The organism is Pseudomonas sp. S4_EA_1b, from assembly GCF_016307435.1.
GTDB lineage: Bacteria > Pseudomonadota > Gammaproteobacteria > Pseudomonadales > Pseudomonadaceae > Aquipseudomonas > Aquipseudomonas rhodesiae.
The window spans coordinates 75,940-96,968 of record NZ_JAEILC010000089.1 but is presented as its reverse complement, the minus strand read 5'-3'; the positions used below and the strand labels follow the sequence as shown (position 1 = coordinate 96,968).

At 60.1% G+C, this 21,029-nt stretch carries 16 protein-coding genes; 10 read left to right on the top strand and 6 right to left on the bottom strand.

Annotated features, from left to right (window positions below; all coding sequences use genetic code 11):
* The 5 genes from YA0848_RS25180 to YA0848_RS25160 all read left to right on the top strand — a co-directional run bounded on the left by YA0848_RS25180 (position 1) and on the right by YA0848_RS25160 (position 5,334).
* Positions 1–1,623 carry an ArnT family glycosyltransferase gene (locus YA0848_RS25180; protein ID WP_169902600.1) on the top strand — a complete coding sequence of 541 codons (1,623 nt, stop codon included), beginning with the start codon at positions 1–3 and terminating at the stop codon, positions 1,621–1,623.
* A gap of 203 nt (positions 1,624–1,826) precedes the next feature.
* Complete coding sequence (locus tag YA0848_RS25175; RefSeq protein WP_034113738.1) at positions 1,827–2,060, top strand: type VI secretion system contractile sheath small subunit; 234 nt, start codon at positions 1,827–1,829, stop codon at positions 2,058–2,060.
* Between the two features lie 172 nt (positions 2,061–2,232).
* A complete protein-coding gene (locus tag YA0848_RS25170) occupies positions 2,233–2,943 on the top strand; it encodes an HPP family protein (protein ID WP_034097922.1) in 711 nt (236 codons plus the stop codon).
* Between the two features lie 132 nt (positions 2,944–3,075).
* The gene (locus tag YA0848_RS25165; RefSeq protein ID WP_169902601.1) at positions 3,076–4,179 is read left to right on the top strand and encodes an enoyl-CoA hydratase/isomerase family protein; all 1,104 of its coding nucleotides are present in this window, start codon (positions 3,076–3,078) and stop codon (positions 4,177–4,179) included.
* 3 nt (positions 4,180–4,182) lie between these two features.
* Entirely contained in the window at positions 4,183–5,334 is a 1,152-nt protein-coding gene (locus YA0848_RS25160) for an acyl-CoA dehydrogenase family protein (RefSeq protein WP_034097925.1), read from the top strand.
* Between the two features lie 103 nt (positions 5,335–5,437).
* Here YA0848_RS25160 and YA0848_RS25155 read toward each other — a convergent pair whose 3' ends face one another.
* Genes YA0848_RS25155 through YA0848_RS25135 form a run of 5 tightly spaced genes read right to left on the bottom strand, consistent with a single transcriptional unit; the run spans position 5,438 to position 10,998 of the window.
* On the bottom strand, positions 5,438–6,211 hold the full coding sequence (locus YA0848_RS25155) for an enoyl-CoA hydratase (RefSeq protein ID WP_034097928.1): 774 nt from the start codon (positions 6,209–6,211) through the stop codon (positions 5,438–5,440).
* Between the two features lie 11 nt (positions 6,212–6,222).
* Positions 6,223–7,350: an acyl-CoA dehydrogenase gene (locus YA0848_RS25150; protein ID WP_034097930.1), complete on the bottom strand. Its 1,128-nt coding sequence runs from the start codon at positions 7,348–7,350 to the stop codon at positions 6,223–6,225.
* A gap of 12 nt (positions 7,351–7,362) precedes the next feature.
* Positions 7,363–8,547, bottom strand: a complete 1,185-nt coding sequence (locus tag YA0848_RS25145; RefSeq protein WP_034113744.1) for an acetyl-CoA C-acyltransferase — start codon at positions 8,545–8,547, stop codon at positions 7,363–7,365.
* Between the two features lie 12 nt (positions 8,548–8,559).
* Positions 8,560–9,327, bottom strand: a complete 768-nt coding sequence (locus YA0848_RS25140) for an SDR family NAD(P)-dependent oxidoreductase (RefSeq protein WP_034097934.1) — start codon at positions 9,325–9,327, stop codon at positions 8,560–8,562.
* Between the two features lie 21 nt (positions 9,328–9,348).
* Positions 9,349–10,998, bottom strand: a complete 1,650-nt coding sequence (locus YA0848_RS25135) for an AMP-binding protein (RefSeq protein WP_169902602.1) — start codon at positions 10,996–10,998, stop codon at positions 9,349–9,351.
* A 238-nt stretch (positions 10,999–11,236) separates the two neighbouring features.
* Between YA0848_RS25135 and YA0848_RS25130 the strand changes: the two genes are divergently transcribed.
* The 5 genes from YA0848_RS25130 to YA0848_RS25110 all read left to right on the top strand — a co-directional run bounded on the left by YA0848_RS25130 (position 11,237) and on the right by YA0848_RS25110 (position 20,538).
* On the top strand, positions 11,237–12,130 hold the full coding sequence (locus tag YA0848_RS25130) for a bestrophin family protein (RefSeq protein ID WP_034097939.1): 894 nt from the start codon (positions 11,237–11,239) through the stop codon (positions 12,128–12,130).
* Positions 12,131–12,206: 76 nt separating this feature from the next.
* Positions 12,207–13,265, top strand: a complete 1,059-nt coding sequence (locus YA0848_RS25125) for a HEAT repeat domain-containing protein (protein ID WP_034097941.1) — start codon at positions 12,207–12,209, stop codon at positions 13,263–13,265.
* 143 nt (positions 13,266–13,408) lie between these two features.
* Positions 13,409–14,911, top strand: a complete 1,503-nt coding sequence (locus YA0848_RS25120; RefSeq protein WP_034097943.1) for an ATPase domain-containing protein — start codon at positions 13,409–13,411, stop codon at positions 14,909–14,911.
* Entirely contained in the window at positions 14,908–16,587 is a 1,680-nt protein-coding gene (locus YA0848_RS25115) for a response regulator (protein WP_034097945.1), read from the top strand. Before YA0848_RS25120 ends, YA0848_RS25115 begins: the two co-directional genes overlap by 4 nt.
* A gap of 153 nt (positions 16,588–16,740) precedes the next feature.
* Positions 16,741–20,538, top strand: a complete 3,798-nt coding sequence (locus YA0848_RS25110) for a hypothetical protein (RefSeq protein WP_198731446.1) — start codon at positions 16,741–16,743, stop codon at positions 20,536–20,538.
* 58 nt (positions 20,539–20,596) lie between these two features.
* Here the strand turns inward: YA0848_RS25110 and YA0848_RS25105 are convergent, their stop codons facing one another.
* The gene (locus YA0848_RS25105) at positions 20,597–20,974 is read right to left on the bottom strand and encodes a response regulator (protein WP_034097949.1); all 378 of its coding nucleotides are present in this window, start codon (positions 20,972–20,974) and stop codon (positions 20,597–20,599) included.
* Between the last annotated feature and the right edge of the window lie 55 nt (positions 20,975–21,029).

Genomic DNA, 21,029 nt, shown 5'->3' with positions numbered 1-21,029 from the left:
GTGAACAAAGCCCAACCACTGCTGCTCACACCCACGCTTCGTCGGCAGTCCCTCGGTTTGGGCCTGCTGGCGTTGCTGCTGTTCATTGCCGGGAACTGGAACCAGGCAATCATCGGCTTCGATTCGCGGTTTGTGGTGTTTGCCCAGGAAATGCTGCGCCACGGGCCGAGCTTTTTCCCGACCACCTACGGCCAGCCCTATGCCGATTACCTGGCCACTTCGACGCTGCTCACCTGGCTGCTGTCGGTGCCGCTGGGGCATGTGAGCAGTTTTACCGCGTGGCTGCCCACAGCGATTGCCTCGGCCTTGATCGTGACGCTGGTGTATCGCCTGACCGCGCCCTACTCCCAGCGCTGGGGCCTGCTCAGCATTACGCTGTTGCTGTTGAGCAGCACCTTTATCAGTGAAACCCGCGCGGTGTCCCTGGATCAGATGCTCGCCGCCGTCACATTGGCAGTGTTTTACCTGGGTTATGCCCACGATCATTTCGGCGCGGGCAAGCGCCTGCATTGGCTGTACCTGTTATTGATCGTGGGGTTTGCCGTGCGTGGGCCAATCGGCCTGGTGGTGCCTACCGGTGTGCTGTGCAGCTACTACCTGATCAACCGCCAGTGGCGTCAGCTGTTCAGTTTCGGGCTGCTGGCCCTGGCGTTGCTGGGGGCCTGCGTGGGGCTGCTGTTGCTGCTGGCCAAGCTCAGTGGTGGCGAGAACTTCATGCACGACGTGATCCGCATGCAGTTCCTGGGGCGCATGGATGGCAGCGAAGGCTCCAGTGGCGCGCTGTATTACTTCACCAGTTCCCTGGGCAATTACGCCCTGGCCTACCCGCTGGCGCTGTTGGTGTTGCTGGGCATCGGCGTGGCCCGGCCACAGACGCCTGAGCCGGCCCTGAAGCTGGTCGGCTATTGTGCCGCCGCCGCGTTGCTGGTGATGCTGGGGCTGTCGATTCCCCAAGCAAAAAAGGCGCGCTACCTGCTGCCGATGTTGCCCATGGCGGCCATCATCGCCGCCTACCCTTTCAGCGCGATTCAAGGCCGCGTGTTCGCCTGGTTGCGGGGCTTGATGCTGGCGATATGGACCGCGTTGCCCGCACTGCTGATCGTCGGGTTGGTGGTGATGCGCCCACGTTACCCTGAGCAACTGAACCATTTAGCGCCGATATTCGCGCTGCTGGGAGCGTTGCAGGCGCTGGCGCTATTGAGCTTGTTCAGGGCGCGCCTGCGCCCTGTCGGCCCGGCAATGGCTGCCGTACTCGCGGTGTGGGCCAGCTATATCCTGGTGGTCGAGCCGTTGGAACGCCGTGTATATGACACCCGCACCTTCACCCTGCAGGTCCATGAACAGGTCATGCAAGCGCGCGCGCCGGTGGTGCTGCACGGCCTGGGCAAAGACGCCAAGGCGATCAAGTACATGGTCAACCTCGATTGCGATCAGGTGCCGCTGTTTACCCAATTGCCTTCGGAACTGGCACCGCTGCAAGGGCCTGCCTGGCTGGTGATGAGCCAGGCGGATTATGAAGGGTTGCAGGAGCCGCGCTTGCGTTCCATCACCCCGACCCTCACCGGTGAATTCGACCGCAACCCTTATGTGCTGCTGTATCTGGCTAAATCGCCGCCGAAATGAACCTCGGCGGCGATGCTCCCGGAGTAAAAACTCCTACGCAGCTATACGTAACGGCTGGTGTCATTTCACTTTCATGCCCTTGAAACCCAACGGTAAACTCGATCGCCAGTGGCGGTAGTCATTTACCGCCACAGGCCAAGGATAACGACAAGGACGCTGTGGGCCGCAGCCACCACCGTGGTACTTCATGAGAGGAGAATACCGTGCCAGACGATGTTCGTGACAATGTGCATGTGGGCTACCTGCCCATGCCGCCCTTGGATCGCTTGATGGAGCTGCGTGATGCGCTGGTCGCGCTCAAAGGTCCACTGGGCAGCGAGCCAGCCTTGCAAGAGAACCTACGCAGACGTTTATTCAACGAGGAGGCCGATGACCGCGTGCTGGGCAAAATCAACACGCCATTACCCAGTGTGATCTGTTCCATTCCCTTTGGCTGATGCCCTTCAATCCACTTTTTTTGTACTCAACCCTCATTAATATGCATTGGCGCCGAATCTTGCTGCACGGCACACTGCGCCGGTTCCTCCCCCAATCGCAGGAACGTTCAAGGACTTTTCCGGGCAACCAGACGAGTCTTTTTTTTGCCCGCCGTTTTTATGGAACCGTTCAATGCTCGCTCGCTGGTTACCTGCCGCTATCAATACCCGTCCTTCCGAATGGAGCCGCGCCGCCATCGGCATGGCGCTGGGCACGCTGTTTAGTGTCTGGCTGTGCGGCCAAGTCTTCGGCATGGAGGTTGCGCTGCACTTGCTCGGGCCGTTGGGCGCCTCGGCGGTGTTGCTGTTCGCGGTGTCGTCCGGTGCGTTGGCGCAACCCTGGTCGATCGTCGGCAGCTACCTGTGCGCTGGCATCGTGGCGCTGCTGGTGGCGCGTGTGCTGGGGCGCACCCTGGGCGGCGCATGCCTGGCGGCGGGAATGACCGTGGTGCTGATGTGCTGGCTGCGCTGCCTGCATCCGCCGGCCGGTGGCCTGGCCATGACCCTGGTGCTGGCGGACCCGGCGTCTGCTGCCCTGGGCTGGTCCGAGCTGGGCGCCGTATTGATGGGCGCTGGCGCCCTGCTCGCTTGCGCGCTGGCTTACAACAACGCCACCCGCACCCGGTACCCCAAAGGCGCCGTCGAATCGCCCGCCGTCATGTTGAATAATCCCCACGCCGCACGGGACCCCGCCGTCACCGCCGCCGACCTGAAACTGGCACTGGCCGAGATGGAACAGTTCTACGACGTGGCGCCCATGGAGCTTGAGCAGTTGATCCACGCCGCCGAAACCCATGCGCGCCGCCGCAGCATCGGCGAAGTCCTGGCCAGCCGCGTGCCCTGACTGCCTGCTGCATAAATGCAAAAACGACCTGCATGATTCAAGGTTGTACGGGGCAAATTTGCACTGGTACGATCGCGAGATGGTCCGTTCGCGGGCCTCTTGATAAAGAACAATAAAAGCAGGGAGTTAGAGATGACTGCTCAGGTTTCATCCGAAGCAAACCGTGCCGAGACGCCTCAGGACGAGGTGCTGGCCGAGGTCCGTAATCATATCGGCCACCTTACCCTCAACCGCCCCGCCGGCCTGAACGCCCTGACTCTTAATATGGTGCGTTGCCTGACCGCGCAGTTGCAGGCCTGGGCCGATGATCCGGCGATCCATGCCGTGGTTTTGCGCGGCGCTGGCGACAAAGCCTTCTGTGCCGGCGGCGATATCCGCTCCCTCTACGACAGCTTTAACAGCGGCGACACCCTGCACCAGGATTTTTTCGTCGAAGAATACGCACTCGATCTGGCCATTCACCATTACCGCAAGCCGGTACTGGCGCTGATGGACGGCTTTGTCCTGGGCGGCGGCATGGGCCTGGTGCAAGGCGCGGACTTGCGTGTAGTCACCGAACGCAGCCGCCTGGCCATGCCGGAAGTGGCCATCGGTTATTTCCCGGACGTGGGTGGCAGCTATTTCCTGCCGCGTATTCCCGGGGAGCTGGGGATTTACCTTGGCGTCACCGGGGTGCAGATCCGCGCGGCCGATGCGCTGTACTGCAGGTTGGCGGATTGGTACCTGGACAGCGCCAAACTGGCCGAACTGGACCAGAAACTCGACCGCCTGCAATGGCATGACACGCCTCTCAAAGACCTGCAAGGTCTGCTGGCCAAGCTGGCGGTACAACACCTGCCGGATGCACCGCTGGCGGCCTTGCGTCCGGCCATCGACCACTTCTTTGCCCTGCCCGATGTTCCAAGCATTGTCGAACAGTTGCAGGAGGTCACCGTCGCTGACAGCCACGAGTGGGCGCTGAACACGGTGCACCTGATGCAGACCCGCTCGCCCCTGGCCATGGCGGTGACCTTGAAGATGCTGCGTCGTGGGCGGCGCTTGCCGCTGGAACAGTGCTTTGAACTGGAGCTGCACCTGGATCGCCAGTGGTTCGAGCGCGGCGACCTGATCGAAGGCGTGCGCGCCCTGATCATCGATAAGGATAAATCCCCACGCTGGAACCCTCCGACGCTGCAGGCGCTCGACGCTGCGCACGTCGAGAGCTTCTTCCACGACTTCGAGCAGGTTGCGAAATAACTTATGCAAGACATTGAATACACTGAAGAACAAGTGATGATCCGCGATATGGCGCGCGACTTTGCCCGTGGCGAAATCGCTCCCCATGCCCAGGCGTGGGAAAAGGCCGGCTGGATCGACGATGGCCTGGTGGCGAAGATGGGCGAACTGGGCCTGCTCGGTATGGTGGTGCCCGAAGAATGGGGCGGCACCTACGTCGATTACGTAGCCTACGCCCTGGCGGTGGAAGAGATTTCCGCCGGCGACGGTGCCACGGGCGCTCTGATGAGTATCCACAACTCAGTGGGTTGCGGGCCGATCCTCAACTACGGCAGCGAACAGCAGAAGCAAACCTGGCTGGCGGACCTTGCCAGCGGCCAGGCGATTGGCTGCTTTTGCCTGACCGAACCCCAGGCCGGCTCGGAGGCGCACAACCTGCGCACCCGTGCCGAGTTGCGTGATGGGCAATGGGTGATCAATGGCGCCAAGCAATTTGTCAGCAACGGCAAGCGCGCTAAGTTAGCCATCGTGTTTGCGGTAACCGACCCGACGTTGGGCAAAAAAGGCATCTCCGCATTCCTGGTGCCCACCGACACCCCTGGCTTCGTGGTGGACCGCACCGAACACAAAATGGGCATTCGCGCCTCGGACACCTGCGCCGTGACCCTCAACCACTGCAGCGTGCCTGAAGCCAACCTGCTGGGCGAACGCGGCAAAGGCCTGGCCATCGCCCTGTCCAATCTGGAAGGTGGCCGTATCGGCATCGCCGCCCAGGCCCTGGGCATCGCCCGCGCAGCGTTCGAAGCAGCACTGACTTACGCCCGCGACCGCGTGCAATTCGACAAGGCAATCATCGAGCACCAAAGCGTGGCCAATCTGCTGGCGGACATGCAGACCCGCCTCAATGCCGCGCGTTTGTTGATCCTGCACGCTGCGCGCCTGCGTAGCGCCGGCAAGCCCTGCCTGTCGGAAGCGTCCCAGGCCAAGCTGTTCGCCTCGGAAATGGCCGAAAAGGTCTGTTCCCAGGCCATGCAGATTCATGGCGGGTACGGTTACCTGGAGGATTACCCGGTGGAGCGCTACTACCGGGATGCGCGGATCACGCAGATTTATGAAGGGACCAGTGAAATTCAACGGATGGTCATCGCCCGCGAACTGAAAAACTACCCGCTCTAAATGCCGTATGTGGGAGGGGGCTTGCCCCCGATCACAGTGTCTCAGCCTCAGTAACTGCTGACTGATCCACCGCTATCGGGGGCAAGAGCCTCCTCCCACATGTTTACTGGTCCTTGAATTCCGGCGCGCGTTTGGCCACAAAGGCCGCCATACCTTCCTTCTGATCCTGGGTCGCAAAGGCCGCATGGAATACCCGACGCTCAAAGCGCACGCCCTCGGACAGGCTGACTTCGAATGCACGGTTCACGCTTTCCTTGACCATCATGCTGATGGGCACCGATTTGCCGGCAATCAGTGTGGCGACCTTCAAGGCCTCATCCAGTAATTCGTCGGCCGGCACGATACGGGCAACGATGCCGCAGCGCTCGGCTTCCACCGCGTCGATAAAGCGCCCGGTCAAGCACATTTCCATGGCCTTGGCCTTACCCACCGCGCGGGTCAGGCGCTGAGTGCCGCCCATGCCGGGCAGTACGCCCAGGTTGATTTCCGGCTGACCGAACTTGGCTCCGTCACCGGCCAGGATAAAGTCGCACATCAGCGCCAGCTCGCAACCGCCACCCAGGGCGAAGCCGTTAACGGCGGCAATGATCGGCTTGCGCCGGTTGGCCACACGGTCGCTGTCGCTGAATAGGTCGTCCATATAGATCTGCGGGTAGGTCAGCTCGGCCATTTCCTTGATATCGGCGCCGGCGGCGAAGGCTTTTTTCGAACCGGTCAGCACGATGCAGCCGATTTCCGGGTTAGCTTCCAGGCCATCCAGGGCCTGATTCAACTCGCTTACCAATTGTGCGTTCAGCGCGTTCAGCGCCTGGGGACGGTTCAAGGTGATCAGGCCGACTCGGCCCTGAACCTCAAGCAAAATAGTCTCGTAACTCATGTATCGGCTCCTTAGAGATTGCGTGAGATGACCATGCGTTGAATATCGCTGGTGCCTTCGTAGATCTGGCAAACCCGCACATCGCGGTAGATGCGCTCCAGGGGAAAGTCGTTCAGGTAACCGTAACCGCCGAGGGTTTGCAAGGCGGCCGAGCAGACTTTTTCGGCCATTTCCGAGGCAAACAATTTCGCCATCGAGGCTTCGACCAGCGCCGGCTTGCCGCTGTCCCGCAGCGCGGCGGCGTAATGCACCATCTGCCGCGCGACGGCGATCTGGGTGGCCATGTCCGCCAGACGAAACGCCACGGCCTGGTGCTCGATCAGCGCTTTGCCGAAGCTTTGGCGTTCGCGGGCATAGTCGCGGGCGGCTTCGAACGCGGCGCGGGCCATGCCGACCGATTGCGCGGCGATACCCACGCGGCCGCCCTCAAGGTTGGCCAGGGCGATCTTGTAGCCTTCGCCCTCCTCCCCCAGCCGGTTGGCCAGCGGCACCTTCACGTCTTCGAACAGGATCTGGCAGGTGTCGGAGGCATGCTGGCCGAGCTTATCCTCGACCCGCGCCACGCTGTAACCCGGGGAGTCCGTCGGCACGATAAACGCGCTGATGCCACGCTTACCTGCGGCGGGGTCGGTGACCGCAAACACAATCACCACCCCGGCGTTCTGCCCGGAGGTGATGAACTGTTTGCAGCCGTTGAGCACGTAATGATCGCCCTCCAGCCGCGCGCGGGTTTTTAGGCTGCTGGCATCCGAGCCGGCCTGGGGCTCGGTCAAGGCGAACGCGCCAAGCATGGCGCCGCTGGCCAGGGGCGTGAGGAATTGAGCCTTTTGCTGATCATTGCCGAACTTGAGGATCGGCACGCAGCCCACGGAGTTGTGCACGCTCATGATGGTGGAACAGGCGCCGTCGCCGGCGGCGATTTCCTCCAGGGCCATGGCGTAGGCCAGGTAACCGGTGTCGCAACCGCCCCACTGTTCCGGCACCAGCATGCCGAAAAAGCCCAGTTCGGCCATCTCGCCGATGGCTTCTTTGGGAAAGCGGTGCTCGCGGTCCCACTCGGCGGCGAAGGGTTTGAGGCGTTCCTGGGCAAATTGCCGGGCCGCGTCGCTGATTTGCAGCTGTTCTTCATTGGGCAGCATGGGGAGCAGTCCTTAATACAGGCATTCGACGGCCATGGCCGTGGCTTCGCCACCGCCGATACAGATAGCGGCCACGCCGCGTTTGAGGCCTTTGTGGCGCAGGGCCGCGAGCAGCGTTACCAGGATGCGCGCGCCGGACGCGCCGATGGGGTGGCCCAGGGCACAGGCACCGCCATGTACGTTGACCTTGGCATGTGGGATCTGCAGCTTGCTCATGGTGACCAGGGTCACCACGGCAAAGGCTTCGTTGATCTCGAACAGATCGACCTCGTCCAGATTCCAGCCGGTCTTGCTCATCAGCTTGCGAATCGCCCCCACTGGCGCTACCGGGAACAGCCCAGGCTCGTCGGCAAAGGCTGCATGCCCGTGGATCACTGCCAACGGCTTGAGGCCACGCTTGAGGGCTTCGGACTCGCGCATCAGCAGCAATGCCGCCGCGCCGTCAGAGATGGAGCTGGAGTTGGCCGCCGTCACCGTGCCGCCTTCGCGGAACGCCGGTTTCAACTGAGCGATCTTGTCCAGTTTGGCCTTGGGCGGTTGCTCGTCATGCAGGATGGTTTTCTGCTCCTTACCCACGGTGACCTGCAACGGCACGATTTCCGCGGCGAAGTGCCCGTGGCTGATGGCCTCCTGAGCACGCGTCAGGGAGGCGATAGCGAACGCGTCCTGGGCTTCGCGGGTAAAACCGTTATGCAGGGCGCACTCTTCGGCAAAGGTGCCCATCAGGCGGCCCTTGTCGTAGGCATCTTCCAGACCGTCGAGGAACATATGGTCGAGCACACGCCCATGGCCCATGCGGTAACCGCTACGGGCGCGGTCCAACAGGTACGGCGCGTTGGACATGCTTTCCATGCCGCCGGCAATCGCCACGTCGACGCTGCCAGCCACCAGCGCGTCATGGGCCTGGATGGTGGCTTGCATGCCCGAGCCGCACATCTTGTTGAGAGTGGTGCAGCGGGTGCCTTTGTCCAGCCCGGCGCCCAGCGCTGCCTGGCGGGCCGGGGCCTGGCCGAGACCGGCGGGCAGCACGCAGCCGAACATCACTTCATCCACCGCATCGGCGGCGATGCCGGCGCGTTCGACCACGGCGCGAATCGCCGCAGCCCCCAGCTGGGGCGCAGTCAGGCCCTTAAGATCGCCCTGGAATCCGCCCATGGGTGTACGTGCAGCGCTGACAATCACAATCGGATCGTTCATCGGTGGTCCTCCTTACTTGGCCGCCATGCGCAAGGCGCCGTCGAGACGGATCACCTCGCCGTTGAGCATGCTGTTTTCAATAATGTGTCGTACCAGCGCGGCGTATTCGGCGGGTTTGCCCAGACGCGGCGGAAATGGCACGCCGGCGGCCAGGGACTCGCGCACCTCGGGGGTCATGCCCGCCATCATGGGGGTTTCGAAGATGCCGGGAGCGATGGTCATCACGCGGATGCCGAACCGCGCCAGTTCACGGGCGGCAGGCAGTGTGAGGCTGGCAATCGCGCCTTTGGACGCGGCGTACGCGGCCTGGCCGATCTGCCCGTCGAACGCGGCCACCGAAGCCGTGTTGATGATCACGCCGCGCTCGCCCTCGGCGTTGGCCTCGGTTTCGGCGATGGCCGCCGCCGCCAAACGCAACAGGTTGAAGCTGCCGATCAGGTTTACGTTGATGACCTGGGCAAAACTGGCCAGGCCATGGGGGCCGTTCTTGCCGAGGATCTTCTCGCCACGCACCACACCGGCGCAGTTGACCAACCCGTGCAGCCCGCCAAATGCCGCGACAGTGGCCTGTACCGCCGCTTCGGCCGCCGCCTCCTGGCTGATATCGGCCACGGCACTGCGGGCGTTGTCGCCCAGTTGCTGGGCTTTGGCCGCCACAGCGTCGGCGTTCAAATCCACCAGCATCACCTTGGCACCGGCGGCGACCAACATCTCGGCGGTGGCCGCACCGAGGCCAGAAGCACCGCCGCTGACCAGGAATACCTTGTTTTCAATCTGCATCATTGTGTCCTTAGAAAGGGATCAAGCCACCGCTGCTTGAGCTTTGGCGATTTCCTGATTACGCAAGATAAAACGCTGCAACTTGCCGCTTGGAGTCTTGGGCAAGTCGCTGACAAATTCGATTTCCCGAGGGTAGGCATGGGCCGCCAGACGCTGACGCACATGCAGGCGCAGTTCTTCGGCCAGTTCGGGCGTGGCGCGGTATTGCTCGTTAATCACCACAAACGCCTTGACCAGCTCGGTGCGCTCCGGGTCAGGCTTGCCGACCACCGCCGCTTCGATCACCGCAGGGTGTTCGACCAGGGCGCTTTCCACGTCGAAGGGGCCTACGCGGTAGCCGGAAGTGGTGATCACATCGTCACTGCGCCCGACAAAACTGATGCTGCCGTCCGGGTTCAATTCCACGGTGTCGCCGCTGAGGTAGTACTTGCCGACGAAAGCCTTGGTTTTCCCCCCTTCATAGCCGGCAAACCAGCACATCGGCGACTGCTCGCGGTCGATGGCCAGGATGCCGGGCTGGCCGGCGGGCAATTCCTGGTAGGCCTCATCCAACACCACGATACGGTGCCCCGGCGAAGCGAAGCCGGCCGCGCCGACATGCACCGGATGGTCCAGGCCATGGTGATTGCACAGCACCATGCCCAATTCGGTCTGGCCGTAATGGTCGTGAATGGTCACCCCCAGGTTATCGGCGAACCAGCGGATCACTTCGGGGTTCAGCGGCTCGCCGGCGCTGCTGACAATACGCAATTTGCCCTTGATCGACTGGGCGAACTGACTGCCGCCGGCAATCAGCAAACGGTAAGCGGTGGGTGAACCGGTCAGGTTGGTGATCCCGTACTTGTTGATCACCCGGCAGGTACTCTCCAGGGTGAATGGGCCATCGTAGAAGGTAATCGGGTGGCCCATGGACAGCGGCCCGGTGACGCCGAAATAGATGCCATAGGCCCAGCCCGGGTCAGCGACGTTCCAGAACGCGTCTTCGGGGCGCAGGTCCACGGCGTCTCGGGTGTAGCTCTGGAACGCAACGATAGCCTTGAGCGGCACCGACAGCGCTTTGGAGGGGCCGGTGGTGCCCGAGGTGAACATCAGCAGGAACGGTTCCTCGCCGTCCAGCAGCACCGGTTCGCACAGGTTGGAATGCTTGGGCATTTCGGCCCAGAAACTGAAGTCGCCGCGCACGATGCCTTCGCCCTTGGGGCCGGCGACCGTCACGACAGTGGGGCAATCCTGCACCTCGACAAGCTTGGGCCGATTCACGGCGTCGGTGACCACCAGCGCCGCGCCGGAGCTGTTCAAGCGGTGTTCGATGGCTTTAGGCCCGAACGCCGTGAACAACGGTTGATACACCGCACCGATGCGCCAGGTGGCCAGTACCACCACCAGCAATTCCGCCGTGCGCGGCAGCAGGCCGGCGACTTTGTCGCCACGCCCCACGCCCTGGGCCAGCAGGAAATTGGCGAAGCGGGCCGCCTGGTCCTGCAACTCGGTAAAGGTCACGGTGGCGCTGCGCCCGTCCTTGCCTTCCCAGAACAGCGCAATGCGCCCCGGCAGCGCATAGCGGTCGCAACATTCAACGCAGGCATTGAGGCCCAGCAAGCTGCCGGCCAGGGTGGCGTCGACGGTGTGTTGGTAATCGAATTCGGTAGTGGCGGCCAAGTAATCGCGCATCGCTTCAAATCCTTGCGTATTGTTATTTTCAGGACGTTTTTCAGGACAAGAACCTGCGAAATAGTCGCTCCAGAGCGTTGCGGCAGCAATGGTCAAAGCCTTCAACTTGGCTGACTGGTTTGGCCAAGCCTTTATTGATCATAGACCCCGCCGATCATCCGGTTGGCCCTGGCGATTGGACGCCGCGCCCGGCAGCTTCTAACCTGATGGCCTGCGCCACCGAAGAAGTTCCCGCCTGATGATCGTGCGTCCCAAGCCCAACCTGCTGGGCATCCTGTTTTCCCTCAAAGGCTCGATTGCCAAGCGCATTGCCTTGCGCAGCCTGCTGGTGACGCTGCTGGCGTCGGTGATCGTATTGGTGGAAACGCTGCACCCGGCGTACTTCTCCAAGGTCAACGCCACGCCCTTCACCTTGCTTGGGCTGTCGTTGTCGATCTTTATGAGCTTTCGCAACAACGCCTGCTATGACCGCTGGTGGGAAGGCCGCAAGCAATTGGGGCAAATGATCATTGAGGTGCGCTCGCTGATCCGACAGACCCAGGCGCTGACCGATACGTCCGAGCGCGCAAGCCTGTTGCGCGCCGTTTGTGGCTTCTCTCACGGCTTGATCGCGCGTCTGCGCCATGAAGACGAAGCCCTTGCCATCCAGCCTTGGGCGAAAGTGCAGGCCGACCATCCGAACCTGCCCGATCAGGTCCTGCAGCAATTGGGCGCGCGCTTCAGCGAGCTGGCCGGACAAGGTGCAATCAGCGAATGGCGCTACACCCAATGGGAAACACGCCTGGTCAGCCTGAGCCAGGTACAGGCCGCGTGCGAACGTATCAAGCACACCCCACTGCCCTTCCCTTACACCTTGCTGCTGCACCGCACCATCTACCTGTTCTGCATCCTGCTGCCGTTCGCCATGGCCGAACCCTTGGGCTGGCTGACCCCGGTGTTCACTGCCATCGTCAGCTACACCTTCTTCGGCCTTGATGAGATTGGCGACGACCTGGAAGACCCCTTCGGCTTCGACGAAAACGACCTGCCCTGCAACGCCATCCTGCGCACCCTGGAGCGTGAGGTCCTGGCCGCTCTGGGGGCAACGCAACTGCCGCCGGCGTTGGAGCCGGTGGAGTACGTGCTCACCTGATGCGGGTTTGACACCTGCCGTGGTCTGGTCGAAGCTTGCGCCTCTCAACGAACTGCTGACGCTTTCGGACACCTGCATGCCAAAGTCACGCCGCTACGCCCTCGTGGGCCTGTGCGCCCTGTTGTTTATCGTACTCATCACTTGGTATTTCACTCGCAGCACGCCGGTGGCGGTGCCGCCCGCGATTGCCCATGGTTACTCCAAAGCATTGAAGCAGGCGCACAATGGCGAACCGGGCGCGGCGCGCGTGCTGTATCAGCAATTGGCGCGGCCGGACCTGTCGCCCGAACGCCGCGCCGCCCTGCACGCGGAATTACCTAACTACCCCAGCCCTCAAGCCTTGAAGCTGGCGGATAAAGACTTGGCCGACCCGTCGACACTGGTGCGCGAGGCGGCGATCCGCAGCATCGTCGGCCTGGTGCCTACCGGCCAGCGCACGCTGTTGCTCGGCCCGGTCCTCGACGACCCAGAGCAACCCGTGCGTTTTGCCGCGGCCAATGCCCTGCTGGGCTTGTCGCCAGATACCCTGGGCCTGTACTTCGGCCCGTTGCAACAGGTGCTGGACGAGTACGTCAAACACCTCAAGTCCCAGCCCGAAACTGCCGAAGGCTGGATTCAACTGGCACGCTTGTACATTCACAGTGCGCTGCTGCCCGAGGCTAAGAATGCGCTGGAACAGGCCACTCGCCTGCAACCGGACAACTTGCCGGCGGTGGTCGCGCAAATCGAGCTGTTGGATAAACAAGGCAAAACCGACGAGTCGCGGCAACTGCTGGCCCGGCAATTGGCGGCGCATCCCGAATCGGCTTACCTGCAACATGCTCTGGGCTTGTGGCTGCTGCACCACGGTGAGCGGACCTACGCGCTGCTCGGTCTTTCCAAAGCGGTAGAGTTGGAGCCGGACAATCAGGATTACCGCTACGACCTGGCCACCACCCTGCACGCCCAACAGGAACTCGAAGCCGCCCAACGTCAGCTGGAAGAAATCGTCCAGCGCCACCCGGCCAACCGCAAGGCGCGGGTGCTGTTGATCAACTACTGGAAAGAAAGCGGCCAATTGCAGAATGTGCAGGTGCTGCTCGCCCAGCTCGAACAACAGAACCCCGACGATCCCGCGCTGCAACAAGGGCTGTAGGCGTCTACAACAAATTGGAAAAAAGCGACGCCGCGCACAAACCCGGCGAAAACGTTGAACCCCCGCAATAGCCAACGGTCAAGTGCATATGGCGCGCCCGAACGGGCGTGCACCTCTCCTCGCTTGTGACCTGAGGGCACTTCTTGTCTACATCTAAAGCGCTGTTAACCGAAAAAGCGGCCACTGGCATCGAAGGTCTTGATGACATTCTTTCCGGTGGTTTGTCCCGCAGCCATTTGTTCCTGCTCGAAGGTGAGCCGGGGACCGGCAAAACTACCGTAGCCCTGCATTTCCTGCAGGCCGGCGCGAAAAACGGTGAAACATCGTTGTACATCACCCTGTCCGAAACCGAGCGCGAACTGCGCCAGGGTGCCAAGTCCCATGGCTGGGACCTGGATGACAATATCCACATCTTCGAACTGACCCCGCCCGAAAGCCTGCTGAACGCTGAACACCAGCAGAGCCTGCTGTATTCCTCCGACCTGGAACTGGGCGAAGCCACCCGGCAGATTTTCGAAGTGGTCGAGCGCGTGAAGCCGACCCGTGTGGTGGTCGACAGCCTGTCCGAGATTCGTCTGCTCGCGCAAAGCTCGTTGCGCTATCGCCGACAGATCCTCGCCATCAAGCATTACTTCGTGCGCTACGACGCCACCGTTTTGCTGCTGGACGACCTGACCACCGAATCCCTCGACAAAACCGTGCACAGCGTGGCCCATGGCGTTATTCGTCTAGAAGAACTGACGCCCAACTACGGCGCTGAACGCCGACGCGTTCGGGTGGTGAAGTACCGTGGGCAGAAATACCGCGGCGGCTTCCACGATTTCACCATCATGGGCGACGGCATCCATGTGTTCCCGCGCCTGGTGGCGGCCGAGCATCGTGGCGGCTACATCCGCCAGACCCTGAGCAGCGGCATTCGCGAACTGGATGCGCTGATGGGCGGCGGCGTAGAGACCGGCTCCAGCAGCCTGATCCTCGGCCCGGCCGGTACCGGTAAGTCGCTGATCTCGATGATCTTCGCCGCCGCCGCCGTGGCCCGTGGGGAAAAAGCCGCGCTGTTCATTTTCGATGAAGAACTGGGCCTGCTGTTCGAACGTATGAAAAACATGGGCATCGACCTCGCCGCCCTGCAAGCCACCGGCAACCTGCTGATCGAGCAGGTAGACGCCGCGGAACTGTCCCCCGGCGAGTTCTCCCACCGTGTGCGCCGCTGCGTGGACGAACGCGGGATCAAAACAGTGGTGATCGACAGCATTAACGGCTATCAGGCCGCCATGCCAGAAGAGAACGCGCTGATCCTGCATATGCACGAGCTGCTGCTGTACCTCAACCGCCGTGGTGCGGCGACCTTCATGACGGTGGCCCAGCACGGCCTCGTGGGTGACATGCAGGCGCCGGTGGACATCACTTACCTGGCCGACACTGTGATTCTGCTGCGTTATTTCGAAGCGCTGGGCAAGGTCCGTCGCGCCATCTCCATTATCAAGAAGCGCACAGGCACCCATGAATCGACGATTCGCGAATACCGCATCAGCAACCAGGGCATGACCGTGGGCCAACCACTGGATAATTTCCAAGGCGTGCTGCGCGGCATCCCCACCTACATGGGCGCCGGATCGCCGTTATTGAAGGAAGAGGGAGAGTGACAGACCTGTCTCCCGTCTCCGAGCGTGCCATTGTGCTGGCGCCCATGGGCCGCGACGGCACCTTGGCGCTGATGATGCTCAATGAGGCCGGCTACAGCGGCGTCATTGCCAGCAACCTCAAGGCCCTGTGCGAAGCCCTGGAACAGGGCGCGGGTCTGTTGATCATCGCTGCCGAGGCTTTGCGCGGCGTCGACCTGGAGCCGTTACTGGAGCATCTGCACCAGCAGCCCGCCTGGTCGGACCTGCCCATCGTGCTGCTGACCCACCACGGCGGCGGCGAGCAGAACGGCTCATCCCACCTCAGCGGCTTGTTGGGCAACGTGACCTTCCTTGAGCGACCGTTTCACCCGGTAACTTTGATCAGCCTGGTCAGCGCCGCCCTACGCGGGCGTCGCCGCCAATATGAAGCGCGGGACCGCTTGATCGACCTCGGCGAAAGCGAGCTGCGCTTGCAACGCACCCTGGAGACCCTTGAACAACAGGTCGAAGAGCGTACCGCTCAACTGCGCAACAACGAAGAAGCGCTGCGCCAATCCCAGAAAATGGAAGCGGTCGGTCAATTGACCGGCGGCATCGCCCATGACTTCAACAACATGCTCACCGGAATCATCGGTAGCCTGGAGCTGCTGCGAAGGCGTGTGGCCCGTGGCAAGCTGGACGATCTGGACAGCCTGATCGACCTGGGCGTCACCTCCGCCAACCGCGCCGCCGGCCTCACCCACCGGTTACTGGCGTTTTCTCGCCGCCAGTCCCTCGACTCCAAACCGGTGCAAATCAACCAGTTGGTCACGTCCATGGGTGAGCTGCTGCAACGCAGCATCAATGAAAGCATCGGTCTGGACATGCGTCTGAGCGAGCAATTGTGGACCGCGGAGGCCGACCCCAATCAGTTGGAAAGCGCCCTGCTCAACCTGGTGATCAATGCACGGGATGCCATGCCCAACGGTGGCAGGCTTATCGTGGAAACCACCAACCGTCATCTCGACAGCGTGTTCACCGCCGCTTATGGCTCCCTCACACCGGGTGACTACGTAGAGCTGAGCGTCAGCGACACCGGTTGCGGCATTCCCGAAAGCGTTATGGGGCGCGTGTTCGACCCGTTTTTCACCACCAAGCCGATTGGCCAGGGCACAGGGCTCGGTCTGTCGATGATCTACGGCTTTGCCCGTCAGTCCCGTGGCCATGTGATCATCCATAGCGAAGTCGGCAAAGGCACCACAGTCAGCCTGTTCCTGCCACGTTTTGTCGGCGAAGTGATCGCCCAGCAAACGCTGAATCCTACCCTGCTGCCCTACGCCACTGACGGCGAAACCGTGCTGATCGTCGAGGACGATGCGGCGGTGCGCTTGCTAGTCAGCGCAGTGCTCAAGGAGCTGGGCTACGCGTACGTCGAGGCCAGCGACGGCCACACCGCCGTGCCGATTATCCAATCCGATCAGCGTATCGACCTACTGATCAGCGATGTCGGGCTGCCAGGCATGAACGGTCGCCAATTGGCGGAAATCGGCCGGCAGCTCAGGCCGGACCTCAAAGTTCTATTCATCACCGGTTATGCCGAGCATGCCGCAGTGCGCGGCGGGTTCCTGGATCCGGGGATGCAGTTGATCACCAAGCCGTTCACCTTCGATTTGTTGACGGCAAAAGTGCGGGAAATGATTTGCGCCCCCTCAGACTGAAGGTATCAACGCTCTGGTAAGGCTGGGAAAAACCCAGTCACTATTGTTTCGGCAGAAAGTAGGATCGCTTAGCGCCTTGCGGGTACGAAGAGGTACATGGGGGGAGGTAATCCCTTCCCCTGTAGCCCCTGAAATTACTTGAAGAGCCGTGCGATGATTGATAATTCCACACCGTCTAACCTTTCACTCCCTCTCGTTTCTCCCCTCATCACGCCAACGTCACCCGCGGCACCTAGTCCCCTTATTCGAAATGAGCGCACCGACACCGAAGCAACGCCTCAGGATGATGGAAACAGTGTGCTGGCTTTGCTGTTTGCCAAAGCATTAAAAGCGGGGGCGACGGACGACGGCTTTCCCGAGAATATCGATAACATTCCGAAAACATCGACCTTCGGCCAGTGGTGGAGCGTTTTGCACAATGCGTTGAAGAGTCCGCCGTTTCTCAAGTGGGCCCTGGAAAAAGGCATTGACCTGTCAAAGCCTATGGAAATCTCCCCTGCCCGTGACTCGATCTCTTTTACAGTCAACGGGAAGATGCAAAAGTTCTCGGGCCCCGATCAGGGGCATAGCTGGGCAGAAGTCACGGGGCCGATCATGCGAGCCGCAGAGGTGCTTAGCCCTGAACGAAAGCCATTGAACCTGGAATCTGCACACAACAGCACATCGGCGCCCTTTGAAGTGGTTGCACACTTTCACAACGAGCTTCATAGCACGCGGTCAATGGAGTCAATCAACACGCGCGCCGCCGAACTTGAACAGAGTAAAACCTTGCGCTGGATCCCTGGCAAAGACTCCAACGATTTGGCATCTGAAAGCTATTCGACACGCCTGCAGAACGAAGCAACCAAGCTGGGCGATGCTCAAAACAAGTATCTACTGGCGCGCGAACTTCTGCCCATTATTTTGAAAAATGACGAAAACAGTGAAACCTATAAAGATTTGATGTACCGCACGAAGCTGTCGATTTATGAACGAAGAAGATTGACACCAGAAGCGGCCAAAGCTCAATTGCAGCAAAACATCCTAAATGCCCTGAAAAACACCACGATCAGCGTGAACCCTGACTCTGCATACGCCAAGTCAATGCCGGGCAACTCGGGAACTACCGTATCGTTGGAAAAGTTCATCACTGATAACGGTTGGACGATTCCCAAGACCACTGATGAGATTGTTAATTTTATTGACGTATTGATCAGTCACGCACCGAAGCAACCGTCCAACGGAAACTTCGGAGGTGCAATGGACTGGCCGATCCCATTGAGCGGCATCAGCCCCACACGCCTGGCTTCTTCGCTGACGGATAAAAGTCTTGGGCTGTCCAGCCTGGACGCGTATGACTCAAATAAGGGCGTATTGGACTACCTAACGACGGACCTGCACTTCTCGACATCACAACTGCGTCATCCGCGCAAGGTGATCGAAGACATCATTGGCTCGCGCAAGGGCGAGGCCCTGGGCCAAGCCCTCCAAGATAAATTTGGCGGGCTGTCGACCCCCACAAGCGTCAATGACTGGACGTTGGCCGCCATCCACGCCACCCTCGATCCTGAAAGTACCGTAAAACCCAGCCGCACCCGGGTTGCAGGGTTTGACCTGGCGGACGCCAAACAGTGGGGCAAACACCCTTCGGAAATTTTGCAAAACTTGGCATATCACTTGTCCGGCTCGGGGCGTGTGAGCCACAAACTGGCCCCCGTTGCCGCCCACCTCTTAATGGCGCGCCGGGCTCCTGAGTTTCTGGTCAGGGATATTCCCGCGAATGTGACCTACGGCTCCCATTCGTGGGTGAGTTTCAGTACGGCGGTCGCCCGCATTGAAGCTGAGCGACCTGGGGCCTCCTCCACGTTGACATATGGCGAAATCATGGCGCGGGCGGAGCGCGCGCCCATCAGTGTTGCGGACCAGGCTACCGAGTATTCCGCTCAGACCGACGCACTTAAAGACTGGGGCGTCGCCAACGGAATCATCCCGCGAAACCCAGAAGATACTTACACTGAGACGCAGATGACGACCATCCGCGCGGCCTATGACGCACGGGTCAGAGAGCTGAGCGCAGCCTCCCAGGCGCAAGCCACGCCAATGCCCTCGCGCAAGGAGATGGCTCTTCAAGAGTTGAAACGCGTATATGGCGACAAAATACCGTTTGAAAAGAAGTGCATCTCGTCATTCCCTGAACAGCGGGAGTATCCCGGCCCCTACTCAGTGGTTGATCTGTATTTGGAGGGTCGCCTTCTCAACCCGCCCGGTTTCGATTGGCACTCGTCCGATAGCAACGTATCGATACGACCTATCCAAGTACAGGCTGGACAATTAAAAGACGTCAATAAAGCCTTTAAGGAGGAGCTTCCAAATTACTTTAAAGGCATGAAGCAAGCCGTGGCCAGCCAAGTAAAACACTTGATATCGACGCAGCCGTTGGAAGTGCGCAAGGATTTCGAGTTCGGCGCCATCACTGTGATGCGCGCAGATGAACTTTATTATGAAAACCAGTACAACTTCTACGGCAACCTTGTTGGTCGAGCGCAAAAAACCAAGGAACGAAAAAATAACAATCTTCTGATTCGCACTCGGCGTAATGGTAAAACTCGTACATATGAAATCGATATGAAGCGCGGCAGTATTTCCCAAACGGCTATTGGCAGTGAGCCTGGCTACTATCCGCCTAGGGCAACCGAGCCCCATACAAGGTTAGTAGAAATAAAACCGACCGGCACACACGCACCCGATATCGCCGACAGTAAACCGCACGCCGACCATATACCGGACAACTTCAGCAGCGAACGAACGCGCTACATTGCGCAAGCGTTTGTGGACGACGCGAATATTGAAAAATTCGAAAAAGAAGCCACCGGCCTTACAACATTTGAGAGTGAAGTTCCTTTCTATAAGAAAGGCCGAGAGGCGATGCTCAACCTCATTCCCTTGAGATCGGCGATTAGCAACTTTCAAAAGGGCAAGATTGAAGCCGGCGCGCAGGATCTTGTGTTTGATGTCTTTGGCTTCTCTCTGGCGATCGGTGCGGCGGCTAAGAGCGCCAAAGTCCTGCAAACCGGTGCGTCCTGGGCTGAAAAGGCCGCGCGCGCGGTGAAAATCGTAGGTAGAGCCGCCATTGGAAGTCTTAATCCATTGGGCGCGCTGGGTGATGCGGCTCGCTTGGCCCAACGCGGTGCCGTTGCCGCAGGTGGTGGGTTGAAGCGGCTATACACAGGGCTCAGCAAGGCCGACACCCTTGCACAGACGTTAAAGCCCGGGATTGCCCAGGGCACGTTGAAAGCAGCCAATGGTATCGACGACATCAGTGTAATCGCCAAACTTGATGAAACGACGGGGAACTGGCATGCGTTAGACCCTCGTACGCAGCAAGCTTACGGGTTGCCGCTCGACAATTTTCAGCCCAAAGTTCTTGGAACTGACGAGCTTAAAAAAAATATCGATCATTTGTATAAAAGTTTAGACAAAAAAACAGAAAGCACGGTCTGTCTCTCAGTCGCCCTGCGTGTCGCGCAGGCAGATAAAAAAATAACTGAGAAAACGTTCCAGACTCTTCTGAGTCAGACGTCTAACCCCGTTAAACCACTCTATTACCGACTTATGGGGGTCAGCCCCGACACCCTTAAAAATACCCTCAATGCCGCCGACATCACTGAGTCCGGGGTTGTCACTTTTGTCAATCGAAACGGTGTGAGCAAAGGAGAGATCGCTCACTCCGCTTACATCCATAAGGCAGATAATGGCGAACTCACCCTTTTACACAACAATCAACTGACACTGGATCTTTACCTTGCGGGGAAATCTGGAAAAGTGGAAAAAGTGGGGTCGGCAAATGCTCACCGGCTCGGCGATGAGCAATTCGAAGCTTTTCGTAACTTCTTGAATGCAGAGGTAGGTTTTGACGTCACATTCACACCTGCCAGTCAAATCAACGCCAGAGTGATGGCGCAGGCCAGTTAAATTCACACATGGGAATTCAGGCTCAGCAAGAGCCTGAATTACGCCCAAGCGACTTTGCTCAGGCCAACAAACGCTGGATATGCTCTTGCAGCGTATCCAGATCAAACGGCTTGGCCAAGATCGGCGCATTGCGCGTGATCGGGCTGTCGCAGTCGAGAATTTCCTGCGGGTAACCGCTGATGAAAATGACCTTGAGTTCCGGGCGCAACTTGATTGCAGGCTCGGCGATCTGCACGCCAGAGATGCCACCCGGCAGTCGATAGTCAGTCACCATCAGGTCCAGATGGGGTTTGGTGGCGAGGATTTCGAAAGCCTGTTCGCCATTGATCGCCTTCAATACCCGGTAGCCCAGGCCCGCCAGGTATTCACCCAACACAAACATAATGGACTCGTCGTCTTCGACGATCAGTACGACATCTTGTGCATCTTCACTCATGGGAAGCCTTTGTCCGGTCAATTGCTGCAACTACGACCATAGGGTCACGTAGAAG

What these genes read in the sequence shown, in the direction of transcription:
- YA0848_RS25170 (WP_034097922.1), top strand. Translation starts at nt 2,233, where the DNA reads ATGCTCGCTCGCTGGTTACCTGCCGCTATCAATACCCGTCCTTCCGAA.
- YA0848_RS25165 (WP_169902601.1), top strand. Translation starts at nt 3,076, where the DNA reads ATGACTGCTCAGGTTTCATCCGAAGCAAACCGTGCCGAGACGCCTCAG.
- YA0848_RS25160 (WP_034097925.1), top strand. Translation starts at nt 4,183, where the DNA reads ATGCAAGACATTGAATACACTGAAGAACAAGTGATGATCCGCGATATG.
- YA0848_RS25155 (WP_034097928.1), bottom strand. Translation starts at nt 6,211, where the DNA reads ATGAGTTACGAGACTATTTTGCTTGAGGTTCAGGGCCGAGTCGGCCTG.
- YA0848_RS25150 (WP_034097930.1), bottom strand. Translation starts at nt 7,350, where the DNA reads ATGCTGCCCAATGAAGAACAGCTGCAAATCAGCGACGCGGCCCGGCAA.
- YA0848_RS25145 (WP_034113744.1), bottom strand. Translation starts at nt 8,547, where the DNA reads ATGAACGATCCGATTGTGATTGTCAGCGCTGCACGTACACCCATGGGC.
- YA0848_RS25140 (WP_034097934.1), bottom strand. Translation starts at nt 9,327, where the DNA reads ATGCAGATTGAAAACAAGGTATTCCTGGTCAGCGGCGGTGCTTCTGGC.
- YA0848_RS25135 (WP_169902602.1), bottom strand. Translation starts at nt 10,998, where the DNA reads ATGCGCGATTACTTGGCCGCCACTACCGAATTCGATTACCAACACACC.
- YA0848_RS25130 (WP_034097939.1), top strand. Translation starts at nt 11,237, where the DNA reads ATGATCGTGCGTCCCAAGCCCAACCTGCTGGGCATCCTGTTTTCCCTC.
- YA0848_RS25125 (WP_034097941.1), top strand. Translation starts at nt 12,207, where the DNA reads ATGCCAAAGTCACGCCGCTACGCCCTCGTGGGCCTGTGCGCCCTGTTG.
- YA0848_RS25110 (WP_198731446.1), top strand. Translation starts at nt 16,741, where the DNA reads ATGATTGATAATTCCACACCGTCTAACCTTTCACTCCCTCTCGTTTCT.
- YA0848_RS25105 (WP_034097949.1), bottom strand. Translation starts at nt 20,974, where the DNA reads ATGAGTGAAGATGCACAAGATGTCGTACTGATCGTCGAAGACGACGAG.